Source organism: Azohydromonas sp. (genome assembly GCF_035325925.1).
Classification (GTDB): domain Bacteria; phylum Pseudomonadota; class Gammaproteobacteria; order Burkholderiales; family Burkholderiaceae_C; genus Calidifontimicrobium.
Genome location: NZ_DAOKZA010000061.1, coordinates 1 through 15,808 on the forward strand (window position 1 = coordinate 1; position 15,808 = coordinate 15,808).

Sequence of the window (15,808 nt, forward strand, 5' to 3'; positions counted from 1 at the left end):
CGCGACATGAGCCTTCGCCGGAACAGAACCCTCATGCGCGGCCTCCGCGCATGAGGGTTCTGTTCTCGATGTCGACGCGCAGCACGACCGCCAGCGCAACCAGGTTCATCAGGATCGCGGAGCCGCCATAGCTCATCAGCGGCAGCGTCAGCCCCTTGGTCGGCAGCAGGCCGGTGTTCACGCCGATGTTGATGAACGCCTGCGCGCCGATCCAGATGCCCACGCCCTGAGCGAGCAGCCCGGCGAACACGCGGTCGAGCGCGATCGCCTGGCGGCCGATGGCGAAGATGCGGCGCGTGAGCCAGAAGAACGCGACGATCACCACGAGCACGCCGACGAAGCCCAGTTCCTCGCCGATCACGGCCATCAGGAAGTCGGTGTGCGCCTCGGGCAGGTAGTGCAGCTTCTCGACGCTGCCGCCCAGCCCCTGGCCGAACACCTCGCCGCGGCCGAAGGCGATCAGCGAGTGCGTCAGCTGGTAGGCCTTGCTCTGCGCGTACGCCGGGTTCCACGGGTCGAGGTAGGCGAAGATGCGCTCGGCACGCCAGGGGCTGGTGACGATCATCAGCACGAACGAGCCCAGCAGCACCGCGACGCTGAGCGCGAACATGCGCCCGTTGACGCCGCCGAGGAACAGGATGCCCATCGCGATCGTCGCGATGACCAGGAACGCGCCCATGTCGGGCTCGGCCAGCAGCAGCACGCCGACGACGCCGAGCGCGATGGCCATCGGCGTGACCGCGCGGAAGAACGCCTCGCGCGCGTCCATGCGACGCACCATGTAGCTCGCGGCGTACATCGCCACGGCCAGCTTGGCCAGTTCGCTGGGCTGGAAGTTCATCAGCCCGAGCGGGATCCAGCGCCGCGCCCCGTTGACCGCGACGCCGACGAACGGCAGCAGCACGACCACCAGCAGCGCCAGCGCGCCGACGAAGATCACGTGGGCCCACTTCTCCCAGAACGCGATCGGCACCTGCAGCGCCGCCAGCGCGGCGACGAAGCCGATGCCGAGCGCGAACGCGTGGCGCACGAGGAAGTGCGTCGGGCTGTAGCGCGCGAAGCGCGGGTTGTCGGGCAGCGCGATCGACGCCGAGTACACCATCACCAGCCCGAGCAGCAGCAGCGCCGCGGTGACCCACACCAGCGCGCGGTCGAAGCCGGCCACGCGCACCGGCTCGGCGCTGCGACGGCGCAGCCCGTCGCGCACCGGCACCGCGACCTCGGCGCCGCGCGTCGCGCGCAGGCGCTGCCACCACGCGGCCAGACGTTCGCCGAGCGCACGCGGGGCGAGTTGCGCGATCACGCGACCTCCCCGCGCTCGGCGGCGAGCGCGTGCACCGCGGCGACGAACACCTCGGCGCGGTGCGCGTAGTCGCGGAACATGTCCAGGCTCGCGCAGGCCGGGCTGAGCAGCACCGCGTCGCCGGGCCGCGCGACCTCGAAGCACCACGCGGTGGCCGCCTCGAGGCCGGCGTGGGCCTGCAGCACGACGCCGGCGTCGCGCAGCGCGGCGCCGATCTGCGCGTCGATCGCCGCCGCGTCGCGCCCGATCAGCGCGACCGCGCGCGCGTGGCGCGCCAGCGGCCCGGCCAGCGGCGCGAAGTCCTGCCCCTTGCCGTCGCCGCCGAGGATCACGACCAGCCGCCCCGGCGACTGGTCGGCGCCGAGCCCGCGCAGCGCGGCGACGGTGGCGCCGACGTTGGTGCCCTTGCTGTCGTCGTAGGCGTCGACCTCGCCGACGCGGCCGGCGGGCTGCACGCGGTGCGGCTCGCCGCGGTACTCGCGCAGCCCGTGCAGCATCGGCGCCAGCGGGCAGCCGACGGCGGTGGCCAGCGCCAGCGCGGCCAGCGCGTTGGCCGCGTTGTGGCGCCCGCGGATGCGCAGCGCGTCGGCGGGCATCAGCCGTTGCAGGTGCAGTTCCTCGTCGTCCGCGGCGCCGCGGCGCGCACGGCGCGGCGCGTCGTCGGCGGGCACGGCGCGCACCAGCCAGGCCATGCCCTGCTCGACGATCAGCCCGAAGTCGCCGGCGTGGCGCGGCGCGTCGAGCCCGAAGCGCACGACCGGGCGCGGCTCGGCCGCCGCCCGGCCCCTGGCCGGCTTGGCCGCCGGCGGCGGCGCGGCCATCGCCTCGACGACCGGGTCGTCGCGGTTGACCACCATCACCGCGCGCTGGCCGTACACGCGCGCCTTCGCGGCGGCGTAGGCGTCGAAGCCGCCGTGCCAGTCGAGGTGGTCCTGCGTCACGTTGAGCACCACCGCGGCGGCGGGCTCGAACGGCAGCGCCGCCGCCTCGAGCTGGAAGCTCGACAGCTCGAGCACCCAGACCTCGGGCAGCGGGTGCTCGTCGTCGGCGGCGTCCAGCGCCGCGGCCAGCGTGTCGAGCATCGTCGGGCCGATGTTGCCGGCCGCGGCGACGCGCCGGCCGGCGCGCTCGACGAGCAGCGCGGCCAGCGACGTCACCGTGGTCTTGCCGTTGGTGCCGGTCACCGCGAGCAGCAGCGGCGCGTAGCCGCGCTCGTCCTTGAGGTCGGCCAGTGCGCGGGTGAACAGGTCGAGCTCGCCGTGCACCGCGACGCCGGCGGCGCGCGCCGCGGCCAGCAGCGGCGCGATGCGCGCGTCGTGCGGCGCCAGCCCCGGGCTGCGCAGCACCAGCTGCACGCCGGCCAGCGACGCTTCGCACAAGGGCGCCGCGTCGAACCGCGCCTGCGGCAGCGCCGTGCGCAGCGCACCGAGCTGCGGCGGCGCGTCGCGGCTGTCCCACACGCGCACGTCGGCGCCGTGGCGCGCGCACCAGCGCGCCATCGCCAGCCCGGAGTGGCCGAGGCCGAGGACGAGAACGCCGAGGCCGCGCAGGTGCTTCATCGCAGCTTGAGACTGGCCAGGCCGATCAGGCACAGCAGCATCGTGATGATCCAGAAGCGGACCACGACCTGCGTCTCCTTCCAGCCGCTCTTCTCGAAGTGGTGGTGCAGCGGCGCCATCTTCAGGATGCGCCGCCCATGGCCGTAGCGCTTCTTCGTGTACTTGAAGTAGGCCACCTGCGCCATCACCGACAGCGCCTCGACGACGAAGATGCCGCCCATGATCGCGAGCACGATCTCCTGGCGCGTGATCACCGCGATCGTGCCCAGCGCACCGCCCAGCGCGAGCGCACCGACGTCGCCCATGAACACCTGCGCCGGGTGCGCGTTGAACCACAGGAACGCCAGCCCCGCGCCGGCCATCGCGGCGCAGAAGATCAGCAGCTCGCCGGCGCCGGGGATGAACGGCAGCAGCAGATAGCGCGAGAACACCGCGTTGCCCTGCACGTAGGCGAAGATGCCCAGCGCCGAGCCGACCATCACCACCGGCATGATCGCCAGCCCGTCGAGCCCGTCGGTGAGGTTCACCGCGTTGCTCGCGCCGACGATCACCAGGTAGGTCAGGATGATGAAGCCCCACACGCCCAGCGGGTAGCTGATGGTCTTGAAGAACGGCACCAGCAGGTCGGCGTTGGGCGGCAGCGGGTTCGAGAAGCCGCTCTGCACCCAGCGCAGGAACAGTTCGAAGACGCGCTGGTTCGAGCTCTCGGACACCGCGAACGCCAGGTAGAACGCGGCCACCAGCCCGATCAGCGACTGCCAGAAGTACTTCTCGCGCGAGCGCATGCCCTCGGGGTTCTTGTCGACGACCTTGCGCCAGTCGTCGACCCAGCCGATCGCGCCGAAGCCGAAGGTCACCAGCAGCACGATCCACACGAAGCGGTTGGTCAGGTCGAACCACAGCAGGGTGGCCACGCCGATGCCGATCAGCACCAGCACGCCGCCCATCGTCGGCGTGCCGCTCTTGGCCAGGTGCTCGGCGACACCGTACTCGCGGATCGGCTGGCCGATCTTCAGCTCGGCCAGGCGGCGGATCACCCAGGGCCCGAACGCGATGCCGATCAGCAGCGCGGTCATCGCGGCCATCACCGCGCGGAACGTCAGGTACTGGAACACGCGCAGGAAACCCAGCCCGTCGGGGTCGAGCGTCGTCAGCCATTGGCTCAGCGCCAGCAGCATCGCCTCAGCCCGCCTGCGCCGCTTCGAGCGCCTGCACGACGCGCTCCATGCGCATGAAGCGCGAACCCTTGACCAGGACCGACGCCGCCGGCGGCAGCTCGGCGAGCGCGGCGACGAGGTCGTCGACGCGGTCGAAGTGCCGCGCCCCGGCGCCGAAGGCCTGCGCGGCGTGCGCACTCAGCGAGCCGGCGGTCCACAGCACGGCGACGCCACGCTGACGCGCGTAGGCGCCGACCTCGGCGTGGAACTGCGGCCCGCGCTCGCCGACCTCGCCCATGTCGCCGAGCAGCAGCGCACCCGGGCGCTCGAGCCCGGCGAGCAGGTCGACGGCGGCGCGCACCGAGTCGGGGTTGGCGTTGTAGCTGTCGTCGACCAGCGTCACGCGGCGAGCGCGCAGAGTCAGCGTGCGCAGCACCGAGCGCCCGCCCACCGGCTCGAACGCCGCCAGGCCGCGCGCGATCGCCTGCAGCGGCGCGCCCACCGCGAGCGCGCAGGTCGCCGCGGCGAGCGCGTTCTTCGCGTGGTGGCGTCCGGCCAGGTGCAGCGCCGTGGACACCGCGCCGGCCGGGGTCTGCAGCGTCAGCGCCCAGTGCGCCCGCTCGGACTCGCCGGCGGCGACCCAGGTCGCCTCGGCGACGACGTCGGCGGCGCCGTCGAGCGCGAAGGTGCGCTGCGCCCGCGCGCCGGCCAGGCGGTGCCACAGCGGCGCGTGCGCGTCGTCGGCCGGGTACACCGCGACGCCGTCGGCGCCGAGCGCGTCGATCGCGCTGCCGTTCTCGCGCGCCACCGCCTCGACGCTGGCCATGAACTCCTGGTGCTCGCGCTGCGCGTTGTTGACCAGCACGACCTGCGGCTGCACCCAGCGCGCGAGCATCGCGATCTCGCCGGGGTGGTTCATGCCCAGTTCGACGACGCCGGCGCGGTGGTGGTCGCGCAGCCGCAGCAGCGTCAGCGGCACGCCGATGTGGTTGTTCAGGTTGCCGGCGGTGGCGAACGCGGCGTCGCCGAGCCAGTCGCGCAGGATCGCCGCGATCATCTGCGTGACCGTGGTCTTGCCGTTGCTGCCGGTCACCGCGATCAGCGGCAGCGTCATGCGCCGGCGCCACGCGGCGGCGAACTGCTGCAGCGCGGCCAGCGCATCGGCCACCTGCAGCCCCGGCATCGCCTGCGCGTCGAGCCCGCGCTCGGCCAGCGCCGCCACCGCGCCGCGCTCGCGCGCCTGGGCGAGGAAGTCGTGGCCGTCGAATCGTTCGCCCTGCAGCGCGACGAACAGGTCGCCCGGCAGCAGGCTGCGGCTGTCGCTGGCCACGCGCGCGAAGGCGATCGCGCCGTCGCCGACCAGCGTCGAGTGCGGCAGCATCGCGTGGGCGTCGGCCAGCGTCGCCATCGCGGTCATGCCGGCACTCCCAGACGCGCGCGCAGCGCGGCGCCGGCCTGCCCGACGTCGGAGAACGGTCGCTTGACGCCGTCGACCTCCTGATAGTCCTCGTGGCCCTTGCCGGCGATCAGCACGACGTCGCGCGCGCCGGCCTCGGCCACCGCCAGCGCGATCGCCGCGGCGCGGTCGTCGACGATCGCCGCGCGCGCGCGGTCGGCGAAGCCGGCGGCGATCTGCTCGATGATCGCGCGCGGCGGCTCGCCGCGCGGGTTGTCGCTGGTCAGCAGCACGCGGTCGGCGCCGCGCTCCGCGACGGCGCCCATCGGCGCACGCTTGGTCGCATCGCGGTTGCCGCCGCAGCCGAACACGCACCACAGGCGCCCCCCTCGCGCGGTGGCCAGCGGGCGCAGCGCGGCGAGCGCCTTGTCCAGCGCGTCGGGCGTGTGCGCGTAGTCCACGACGACCTCGGGCAGCGCCGCGACGTCGACGCCGGCCGGCAGCACGCGCTGCATGCGCCCGGGCACCGGCGTGAGCGCCGGCAGCAGCGCCGCGGCGTCGGCGAGCGGGTGGCCCAGCGCACGCAGCGCACCGACCACGAGCAGCGCGTTGGCGACGTTGAACCCGCCGATCAGCGTGCTCGCCACCGTCGTCGCGGCGTCGCCCTCGCACAGCTCGAACACCAGGCCGGCGTCGCCGTAGCGCAGCGCGCGCGCCGCCAGCCGCGCCGGCGCGCCCTGCGTCGAACAGGTCCACAGCTCGGGCCCGCCGGCACGGCGCAGCTCGTCGGCGAGCTGCGCGCCGCGCGCATCGTCGACGTTGACCACCGCGGCGCGCAGCCCGGGCCAGTCGAACAGCCGGCGCTTGGCGGCCCAGTAGGCGTCCATGTCGGCGTGGTAGTCGAGGTGGTCGCGCGTCAGGTTCGAGAACATCGCCACCGCGATGCGCAGCCCGGCCAGGCGCTGCTCCTCGAGGCCGATCGACGACGCCTCGATCGCGCAGGCGGCGTAGCCGGCGTCGACGAAGCGGCGCAGCGTCGCGTGCAGCCGCACCGGGTCGGGCGTGGTCAGCCCGGTGGGCTCGAGCGCGGCGGCGTCGGGCGCACCGATGCGCGGTGGCTCGCCGACGCCCAGCGTGCCGACCAGCGCGCAGCGCCGGCCCAGCGCGGTCAGCGCCTGCGCGGCCCACCAGCTGGTCGAGGTCTTGCCGTTGGTGCCGGTGGTCGCGATCACGTCGAGCGCGGCGCTCGGACGGCCGTGGAACGCGTCGGCGACGGCACCGGCCGCGGCCTTCAGCCCGGGCAGCGACGCGATGCGCGGGTGCTCGAAGGCGAACGCCTCGGCACCGTCGTGCTCGACCAGGCACGCCGCGGCGCCGGCGGCCAGCGCCGCGCGCGCGAACTGGCGCGCGTCGACCGCGTAGCCCGGCCAGGCGACGAAGCCGTCGCCGGGCTGCACGGCGCGGCTGTCGGTGCGCAGCGTGCCGCCGACGTGCTCGCGCAGCCACTGCGCTGCGGCCTCGGGGGTCTTCAGGCGGGTCATCGTCATCGCCCGCCCTCAGAAGCTCTCGGCCACGGCCGGCAGGTCGCGCGCGAGGATCTGCGGCGCGACGTCGCGGTCGGGCGGCACGCCCAGCGCGCGCAGCGTCTGCTGCACGACCTGGCTGAACACCGGCGCGGCGACGGCGCCGCCGTAGAACTTGCCGTTGCTCGGCTCGTCGATCATCACCGCGACGACGATGCGCGGCTCGCCGATCGGCGCCAGCCCGACGAACCAGGCGCGGTACTTGTTGCTCGCGTAGCCCTTGCCCTCCTGCTTGCGCGCGGTGCCGGTCTTGCCGCCCACCGACCAGCCCACCGTTTGCGCCAGCGGTGCGGTGCCACCGGGGCCGGCGGCGAGCTCGAGCATGTGGCGCACCTGCCGCGCGGTCTCGGGCGAGATCACGCGCACGCCCTGCGCCGGCTGCTCGCGCCGCAGCATGGTCACCGGCAGCAGCTCGCCGTCGTGCGCGAAGACGGTGTAGGCGCGCGCGAGCTGCAGCAGGCTGGCCGACAGCCCGTAGCCGTAGCTCATCGTCGCCTGCTCGATCGGGCGCCAGGTCTTGTACGGGCGCAGCCGGCCGGTGACCGCGCCGGGGAAGTCGATCTGCGGCTTCTGCCCGAGGCCGAGGTCGGCGTACAGCTCCCACATCTCGCGCGCCGGCATCTGCATCGCCAGCTTCACGGTGCCGACGTTGCTCGACTTCTGGATCACCTCGGCCAGCGTCAGCACGCCGTGCGACTGATGGTCGCGGATCGTGCTGCCGGTGATCGAGATCCAGCCCGGCGCGGTCTGGACCGGGGTGTTCGACCGCGCGCGGCCGGTCTCGAGGGCCCACGCGGCGATGAACGGCTTCATCGTCGAGCCGGGCTCGAAGGTGTCGGTCAGCGCGCGGTTGCGCAGCTGCTCGCCCGACAGCCGACGCCGGTCGGCCGGGTTGTAGCTGGGGTAGTTGGCCAGCGCCAGCACCTCGCCGGTCTTCGCGTCGAGCACCACCGCGCTGCCCGCCCTGGCCTTGTGCTCGGCCACCGCGTCGCGCACCTTCTGGTACGCGAAGGCCTGCACCTTGGCGTCGATCGCCAGCGTCACGTCCTTGCCGTGCACCGGGTCGATCTGGTCGCGCACGTCCTCGACGACGCGGCCGAGCCGGTCCTTGACGACGTCGCGCGAGCCGTTGCGCGCGCGTAGCTGCGACTCGAACGCCAGCTCGACACCCTCCTGCCCGCGCTGCTCGACGTCGGCGAAGCCCACCACGTGCGCCGCCGCCTCGCCCTCGGGGTAGCGGCGCTTGTACTCGCGCGTCTGGTGCACGCCCTTGAGGTCCAGCGCCTTGATCTGCTCGGCGACGCCCTCGTCGACCTGGCGGCGCAGCCACACGAACTTCGGGTTGTCGGCCAGCCGGCGCTCCAGGTCGGCGGCGCCCATGCCCAGCGCCTTGGCCAGCTGCCGCCGCTGCGCCGCGCTCGCGTCGAAGTCGCGCGGGATCGCCCACACCGACGGCGCCTCGACGCTGGTGGCCAGCAGCTGGCCGTGGCGGTCGACGATGCGCCCGCGGCTGCCGGGCAGCGTCAGCGTGTGCACGTAGCGCTTCTCCCCCTCGCGCTGGTAGAAGTCGGTGCCGACGATCTGGATGTACACGGCGCGGCCGGCCAGCAGGCACGACCCCAGCCCGATCAGCGCGACGACGAACTGCGAGCGCCACGGCGGCGTCTTCGACGCCAGCAGCGGGCTGCTGGCGTAGCTGACGCTGCGCACGTTGGCCGCCACCGCGCGCCGCGCCGATCCGGTGGTGCGGGTCATCGTGAAGTCTCCGCCGCATCCGACGCCGCCGGCGCGGCCGGGTCGGCGACGTACAGCGTCAGCGCCGGCGTCGCGCCGCGCATCGCCAGCCGTTCGCGCGCGACCTTCTCGACGCGCAGGTTGGTCGCCTGCGCGTGGCGCTCGGCCTCGAGGCGCTTGTGCTCGAGCTCGAGCTGGCGCTGCTGGCCGCGCTCGCGGTCGAGCTCGGCGAACAGGCGCCGCGCCTCGTAGGCGGTGCGCACCAGGTACAGGCTGCTGGCGACGAGGGCGATCACGAGCAACACGGTCAGTCGCGTCATGTCGGCACGGCGTCGGCGCAGCGTTCGGCCACGCGCAGGATCGCCGAGCGCGCGCGCGGGTTGGCCGCCAGCTCGCGCTCGCCGGGCCGGATGCGCGCCAGCGCGCGCAGCCGCGTCGGCGGCGGCGGCGCGAACGGCGCGCGGCGGTCGACCTGCGCGCGGCTTTCGCGCGCGATGAAGGTCTTGACGATGCGGTCCTCGAGCGAGTGGAAGCTGATCACGGCCAGCCGGGCGGCGGGAGCGAGCAGGTCGAGCGCGGCGTTCAGCCCCTGCCCGAGTTCCTCGAGCTCAGCGTTGACGAGAATCCGAAGAGCCTGAAACGTGCGCGTTGCAGGGTCCTGGCCCGGCTCGCGGGTCTTGACCGCGCGAGCCACGACTTCGGAAAGCTCGCCCGTGGTTCGAACGGGACGCCCGCCGTCGCGGCGAGCCACAAGCGCCTTTGCAATCGGAACAGCAAACCGTTCTTCCCCATAGTCGCGGATCACTTTCGCGATGTCGCGCTCATCGGCGCGGGCCAGGAAGTCCGCGGCGGTCTCGCCGCGGGTCGTGTCCATGCGCATGTCCAGCGGCGCGTCGTAGCGGAAGCTGAAGCCACGCGCCGGGTCGTCGAGCTGCGGCGAGCTGACGCCCAGGTCGAGCAGCACGCCATGCACCCGCGCGATGCCGCGTTCGGCCAGCGCCTCGCGCATCGTCGCGAAGCTGGCGTGCACGATCGCGAAGCGCGGGTCGTCGATCGCCGTGGCGCCCTGCGCGGCCGCGGCGACCGCCTGCGGGTCCTTGTCGAACGCGACCAGCCGGCCGCGCGCGTCGAGGCGCTGCAGGATCGCGCGCGCGTGCCCGCCGCGGCCGAACGTGCCGTCGACGTAGGTGCCGTGCGGCAGCGTCACCAGCGCCTCGACGGCCTCGGTGAGCAGCACGGGCAGATGCGGCCATGACGACATTCAGAAGACCAGCGCGCCGATCTCGGCCGGCATGCCCTGGGCGATGGTCTTCGCCTCGTGGTCGGCGTGGCGCTGCTTGTCCCACAGCTCGAGGCGGTGGCCGTTGCCGATCAGCAGCACGTCCTGCGTCAGCCCGGCGGCCTCGCGCAGTTCGCGCGAGACGAGCACGCGCGACGCGTTGTCGATCTCGACGTCGGTGGCGCTGCCCAGGAAGATGCGCCGCCACGCGTCGACGGCCATCGACATGCCCAGCAGCTTGTCGCGGAACGCCTCCCACGCCGGGCGCGGGAACACCAGCAGGAAGCCCTCGGGGTGCTTGGCCAGCGTCAGCCGGCCTTCGGACAGCGCGAGCAGCAGGTCGCGGTGACGCACCGGCACGGTGATGCGGCCCTTGCCGTCCAACGACAGCGCCGCGGTCCCCTGGAACACTGCTGCAGACACTTTTTCCCACCATCCCCCACTTCGTGACACTGTATCGGGTCGCCTCGGGGCGGTCAATGGGACTTCGCCGAAATATTTAATGGAATCAAGTACTTACAGCAAAGTTGCGAACATCTTCGACGAAATAGTTCTTGAAAAATATAGACTTGCAGCGGTGTTCGAAAGAAACCGCTGAAGTCGCGCGCAGCGCCAACCGCGCCCGGTCCGCGCCGGGACGATCAGGTCACCCGCGGCTTGACCCAGGCCCAGGCCACCGCGCCGATGCCGAGGAAGCCCAGCGAGGTCAGCGCCAGCGCCACCGTCGAGTGCATCACCAGCGGGGCGATCGCGCCGGCGACCAGCGCGTTGGCGGTGCTGCCGACGAAGGCCTGCAGCGACGAGGCCAGGCCACGACGGTCGGGCGCCTGGTCGAGCACCAGCAGCGTGACCACCGGCACCATCAGCGCCCAGCCGAACGCGAAGCCGGCGATCGGCCACAGCGCCCACCAGGCCCGCGGCTCGAACAGCAGGTTCAGCGCCACGTTCGCCAGCGACACCGCGAGCATGATCACGAAGCCGCGCTTGATCTGGTGCTTGGGCTGGATGCGCCCCGCCAGCCGGCCGCTGAGCCAGGCGCCGCCCATGATGCCGCCGATGGTCAGCAGGAAGAACCAGAAGAACTGCGTCGGCCCCAGCCGCAGGTGCTCGCCGAGGAACACCGGCGACGCCAGCACGTAGAGGAACATGCCGTTGAACGGCACGCCGCTGGCGAACGCCAGCGCGAGAAAGCGCGCGCTGGCGCCGAGCTGCCAGTAGCCGCGCATGAGGGGCGCGACGGCAAACGGCTGCCGCTGCGCGACGTGCAGCGTCTCGGGCAGCCAGCGCCAGTTGACCCACCACAGCGCGGCGCCGACCGCCGCGAGAAACCAGAAGATCACGTGCCAGTCGGTGTGCACGAAGATCCAGCCGCCGATCACCGGCGCGACCGCCGGCGCGACGCCGAAGTAGATCGTCACCTGGCTCATCACCCGCTGCGCGTCGGCCGGCGGGTACATGTCGCGGATGATCGCGCGCGAGACGACGATGCCGGCGCCCGCAGACACGCCCTGCAGCGCGCGGAAGAACACCAGCGCACCGATCGACGGGCTCAGCGCGCAGCCCACCGAGGCCAGCGTGAACAGCCCGATGCCGCCGAGCACCACCGGGCGGCGGCCGAAGCTGTCGGCCAGCGCGCCGTGGAACAGGTTCATCACCGCGAAGCCGAGCAGGTACGCCGACAGCGTCTGCTGCATCTGCACCGGCGTCGCGCCGAGCGCGCTGGCGATGCCGGTGAACGCCGGCAGGTAGGTGTCGATCGAGAACGGCCCGAGCATGCCCAGACAGGCGAGCAGCACCGCCAGCGCCCAGCGGGGGTGGCGCCAGAGCTTGTCGGCGTCGGGGTTCATCGCGTTGTTGTTGTGTTCGCCCGCGCGGCGGGCGGCGGCAAGTTGTGAAGCAAGCCGGTAGGCCGGATTCTGTGCGGGTGCGGCCCCTTGCGGGGGCGCGCCCGTGACCGCCATTCCTCTGGGCCGGGGGTTGCCCGCCCGGCTCGGTGCCACCCACCCGCACGCTACCCGGGCCGGGTCATCGCGTGCCTATTCGGTGTTGCTGCGCGTAGAGATTGCCGCGTTTCACCCGGGGCGGGCTGGGCCCGCCCCGGGTGGCTGCTCGCCCCGGGCTGTCGCCCGGCAGGCCCGCGACTCGCGCCGCACGCCCGGGCCGGCTGACGCCGGCCGCTCGCAGACCACCCACGACGGAGCACCGCCCCGACTCGTCTCTGTGGCTCTGATCCGCACCTCGCGGTGGACGGGTGTTACCCGCTACGCTGCCCTGTGCAGTCCGGACCTTCCTCCGGCGCGCCCTTTCGGGCCTCGCGCCGGCGGCGGTCTGGCTTGCTTCACGGCCGGGATTATCCGCCCTCAGCGTTCGCCGCGCTGCAGCGCGGCGATGCGCTGCTCGATCGGCGGGTGCGTCGACAGCAGCGCCATGATGCCGCCCTTGCCGCTGATGCCCATCGCCTCGACCGCCTGCGGCAGTTCGCCCGGCTGCAGCCCGCCCAGGCGCGCCAGCGCGTTGATCATCGGCTGCGGCCGGCCCATCAGGCGCGCGGCGTCGCGGTCGGCGCGGAACTCGCGCTGGCGGCTGAACCAGGCGACGATGATCGCCGCGAGCAGGCCGAGCACGAGGTCGAGCACGATCGTCGAGACGTAGTAGCCGATGCCCGGCCCCTCGTTCTGGTTGCGCAGCACGACGCGGTCGACGACGTAACCGATGACCCGCGACAGGAACACCACGAAGGTGTTCATCACGCCCTGGATCAGCGTCATCGTCACCATGTCGCCGTTGGCCACGTGGGCCACCTCGTGGCCGATCACCGCCTCGACCTCGTCGCGGTTCATGCTGCGCAGCAGCCCGGTCGAGACGGCGACCAGCGCCGAGTTCTTGAACGCGCCAGTGGCGAACGCGTTGGGTGCGCCGTCGTATATCGCGACCTCGGGCATGCGGATGCCGGCCTGGTCGGCGAAGCGCTGCACCGTGGCGACGATCCAGCGGTGCGTCGGGTCGCCCGAGTCGTTGATGACCTGCGCGCGCGTGCTGAACTTGGCCATCGGCTTGCTGATCAGCAGCGAGATCAACGCGCCGCCGAAGCCCATCACGAAGGCGAAGCCGAGCAGTGCGCCGAGGTCCAGCCCCTCGGCCGTCAGGAAGCGGTTCAGGCCGAACAGGTTGGCGACGATGCCGAGCACGACGACCACGGCGAGGTTGGTCGCGAGGAACAGGACGATGCGCTTCATGGTTCTCGAGTGAGGTTGAGGCCGGGGCGGCACGACAGCGCGCTCTGAGCACGCGCCGCGGCCCGAGTTCCGCGCGCCCCGCGGAACACCGCGGGGTCGTCGTAGAACGCCGGGTGCGCATTGTCGGGCCACCAGCCGGGCACGCCCAGCACCGGCAGCGGCTGCCAGGCCGACGGCGCCGGGTCGGCTGGCAGCGCCGGGTCGTCGAAGTCGCCGGCCGGCACGATCCAGGTGTGCGTCGTGAGCGCGCTGCGCGGCGCGACGGCCAGCTGCTCGAGCAGTCCGTGGCCGACGAGCTCCAGCCGTGCCCCGGCCCACAGCGCGCGCCGGTCGACGAACAGCGTGCGCCAGTCGCGCGCGCGCAGCGCCTCGATCAGCGGCGCCGGCGCCGCGAGCAGCGCGCCGTTCTCGTCGAGCAGCGTCAGCGCGTCGCGCCGCGGCCCGCGCACCGGCCCGACGCCGGTGCGCGCGATCTCGGCGGCGTGCGCGGCACCGAGCGCCCACTTCAGCGCCGGACGGCGCAGCCACACCAGTGCGTTGAGCGCGTCGTGCAGCGTCTCGCGCACCGGCACCCGGCGCGTGCGCGCGACGAAGGCTTCGTAGGCTTCTCCGCGCGGCAGTGCCGCGATCGGCACGAAAGCCGGCGCGCCGTCACGCGCGTGGCCGCGCGCGATCTCGTCGAGCGCCTCGGCCAGCGGGCGCCCGCCGCGCCACGCCGCGTGCAGCGCGCGCGCCGCGTCGGCGTACGGCGCCATCCACGGTGCCGCCGCGGCGGCCGCGAGGTCCGCCGGTTCAGCCCGGCGGCGCGGCACCCTTGGCGGCACGGCGGTCGCGCACGAACAGGTGCGATCCGCGCTTCTCGACGTCGAACAGCCCGATCGCCTCGATCAGGTCGCCGAGCTTCTTGAAGCCGTGGTTGCGCGGGTCGAAGCTGGCCTGGTTGGCGATCTGCGAGCCGATCGCGCCGAGCTGCGACCAGCCGTCCTCGCCGGCGGCGTTGTCGACCGCGTTGCGCAGCAGCGTCACCAGCCGGGCGTCGCGCCGCAGTTCAGTCGCCGTGGGCCCGCGCGGCGCGGCGGCCTTCGCCTTGCCGGCCTTCGGTGCGGCCTCGGCCGCGGCCGCCGCGTCGCTGCCCTCGCCGAGGCTCTCGAGGTAGAGGAAGCGCGAGCACGCGGCGACGAACGGCGCCGGCGTCTTCTTCGCGCCGAAGCCGTACACGGTGGCGCCCTTGGCGCGCAGGTGCATCACCAGCGGCGTGAAGTCGGCGTCGGACGAGACGATGCCGAACGCGTCGGGGCGGTCGGTGTACAGCAGGTCCATCGCGTCGATCGCGATCAGCATGTCGGTGGCGTTCTTGCCCTTGCTGACGTCGAACTGCTGCACCGGGCGGATCGCGAACTCGTGCAGCACCTTCTCCCAGCCCTTGAGCTCGTTCTTCTTCCAGTTGCCGTAAGCGCGGCGGATGTTGGTGACTCCGAGCTTGGCGAGTTCGGCGAGGATGACCTCGATCTTGGCCGCCGGCGAGTTGTCGGCGTCGATCAGCAGCGCGATGTGGCGCTCGGGGCGGTTGTTGCCGTTCATGCCAGCCTCCATGCCAGGGCCTCCCCGCCGCGCAGCGGCTTGAGCACCGCGTCGCCGTAGGGCAGCGCCTCGGGCAGCGTCCAGTCCTGGCGCCGCAGCGTCACGGTGCCGCGGTTGCGCGGCAGGCCGTAGAAGTCGGCGCCGTGGAAGCTCGCGAAGCCTTCGAGCCGGTCGAGCGCGCCGGCGGCGTCGAAGGCCTCGGCGTACAGCTCGAGCGCGCTGAGCGCGGTGTAGCAGCCGGCGCAGCCGCTGGCGTGCTCCTTCAGGTGCGCCGCGTGCGGCGCGCTGTCGGTGCCGAGGAAGAACTTCGGACTGCCCGAGGTCGCCGCGGCGACCAGCGCGCGCCGGTGTTCCTCGCGCTTGAGCACCGGCAGGCAGTACCAGTGGGGGCGGAGGCCGCCGGCGAAGATCGCGTTGCGGTTGTACAGCAGGTGGTGCGCGGTGATCGTCGCGGCGGTCGGCGCGCCGGCGTCGCGCACGTACTGCGCGGCGTCCTTCGTCGTGATGTGCTCGAACACGATCTTCAGGCCGGGGAAGTCGCGGCGCAGCGGCTGCAGCACGCGCTCGATGAACACCGCCTCGCGGTCGAAGACGTCGACCTCGGGGTCGGTGACCTCGCCGTGCACGAGCAGCGGCAGGCCCTCGCGCTGCATCGAATCGAGCGTCGGATAGGTCCTGCGCAGGTCGGTGACGCCGGCGTCGCTGTTGGTCGTCGCCCCGGCCGGGTACAGCTTGACCGCCACGACCCCGGCGGCCTTCGCGCGGGCGATCTCGTCGGGCGGCAGGTTGTCGGTCAGGTACAGCGTCATCAGCGGCTCGAACTCGGCGCCGGCCGGCAGCGCGGCGACGATGCGCTCGCGGTAGGCCACCGCCAGCGCGGCGGTGGTCACCGGCGGGCGCAGGTTGGGCATGACGATCGCCCGTGCGAACTGCCGCGCGGTGTGTGGCAGTACCGCCGTCAGCGCGGCGCCGTCGCGCAG

At 73.1% G+C, this 15,808-nt stretch carries 14 protein-coding genes and 1 other RNA gene; all 15 read right to left on the minus strand.

The annotated features are described in order from the left end of the window. Positions 1–31 precede the first annotated feature (31 nt). Complete coding sequence (gene ftsW, locus PKC53_RS16765) at positions 32–1,213, minus strand: putative lipid II flippase FtsW (RefSeq protein WP_324430701.1); 1,182 nt, start codon at positions 1,211–1,213, stop codon at positions 32–34. 86 nt (positions 1,214–1,299) lie between these two features. After that, a complete protein-coding gene (gene murD / locus PKC53_RS16770; RefSeq protein WP_324430681.1) occupies positions 1,300–2,862 on the minus strand; it encodes a UDP-N-acetylmuramoyl-L-alanine--D-glutamate ligase in 1,563 nt (520 codons plus the stop codon). Then, the gene (mraY, locus tag PKC53_RS16775; protein WP_324430683.1) at positions 2,859–4,040 is read right to left on the minus strand and encodes a phospho-N-acetylmuramoyl-pentapeptide-transferase; all 1,182 of its coding nucleotides are present in this window, start codon (positions 4,038–4,040) and stop codon (positions 2,859–2,861) included. Before mraY ends, murD begins: the two co-directional genes overlap by 4 nt. A 4-nt stretch (positions 4,041–4,044) precedes the next feature. After that, on the minus strand, positions 4,045–5,436 hold the full coding sequence (gene murF / locus PKC53_RS16780; protein ID WP_324430685.1) for a UDP-N-acetylmuramoyl-tripeptide--D-alanyl-D-alanine ligase: 1,392 nt from the start codon (positions 5,434–5,436) through the stop codon (positions 4,045–4,047). Next, positions 5,433–6,962: a UDP-N-acetylmuramoyl-L-alanyl-D-glutamate--2,6-diaminopimelate ligase gene (locus PKC53_RS16785; protein ID WP_324430687.1), complete on the minus strand. Its 1,530-nt coding sequence runs from the start codon at positions 6,960–6,962 to the stop codon at positions 5,433–5,435. Before PKC53_RS16785 ends, murF begins: the two co-directional genes overlap by 4 nt. Positions 6,963–6,971: 9 nt before the next feature. Then, complete coding sequence (locus PKC53_RS16790) at positions 6,972–8,753, minus strand: penicillin-binding protein 2 (protein ID WP_324430688.1); 1,782 nt, start codon at positions 8,751–8,753, stop codon at positions 6,972–6,974. Then, positions 8,750–9,052 (minus strand): cell division protein FtsL, encoded by a 303-nt coding sequence (gene ftsL / locus PKC53_RS16795; protein ID WP_324430689.1) that lies wholly within the window; start codon positions 9,050–9,052, stop codon positions 8,750–8,752. Before ftsL ends, PKC53_RS16790 begins: the two co-directional genes overlap by 4 nt. Then, entirely contained in the window at positions 9,049–9,993 is a 945-nt protein-coding gene (rsmH, locus tag PKC53_RS16800; RefSeq protein WP_324430690.1) for a 16S rRNA (cytosine(1402)-N(4))-methyltransferase RsmH, read from the minus strand. The genes ftsL and rsmH overlap by 4 nt, the downstream gene beginning before the upstream one ends. Next, positions 9,994–10,422 (minus strand): division/cell wall cluster transcriptional repressor MraZ, encoded by a 429-nt coding sequence (locus PKC53_RS16805; protein ID WP_324430703.1) that lies wholly within the window; start codon positions 10,420–10,422, stop codon positions 9,994–9,996. A 230-nt stretch (positions 10,423–10,652) separates the two neighbouring features. After that, positions 10,653–11,858: a multidrug effflux MFS transporter gene (locus tag PKC53_RS16810; RefSeq protein ID WP_324430692.1), complete on the minus strand. Its 1,206-nt coding sequence runs from the start codon at positions 11,856–11,858 to the stop codon at positions 10,653–10,655. Positions 11,859–11,900: 42 nt separating this feature from the next. Then, positions 11,901–12,351: RNase P RNA component class A (rnpB, locus tag PKC53_RS16815), an RNA gene on the minus strand. Between the two features lie 20 nt (positions 12,352–12,371). After that, positions 12,372–13,247, minus strand: a complete 876-nt coding sequence (htpX, locus tag PKC53_RS16820; RefSeq protein ID WP_324430694.1) for a protease HtpX — start codon at positions 13,245–13,247, stop codon at positions 12,372–12,374. Continuing rightward, a complete protein-coding gene (locus tag PKC53_RS16825) occupies positions 13,244–14,002 on the minus strand; it encodes a DUF3025 domain-containing protein (protein WP_324430695.1) in 759 nt (252 codons plus the stop codon). The genes htpX and PKC53_RS16825 overlap by 4 nt, the downstream gene beginning before the upstream one ends. A gap of 37 nt (positions 14,003–14,039) precedes the next feature. Continuing rightward, entirely contained in the window at positions 14,040–14,828 is a 789-nt protein-coding gene (locus PKC53_RS16830; RefSeq protein ID WP_324430697.1) for an NYN domain-containing protein, read from the minus strand. Continuing rightward, positions 14,825–15,808, minus strand: a 984-nt coding sequence (gene pyrC, locus PKC53_RS16835; protein WP_324430699.1) for a dihydroorotase, incomplete at its 5' end; no start/stop codon positions are given. The genes pyrC and PKC53_RS16830, both read right to left, overlap by 4 nt.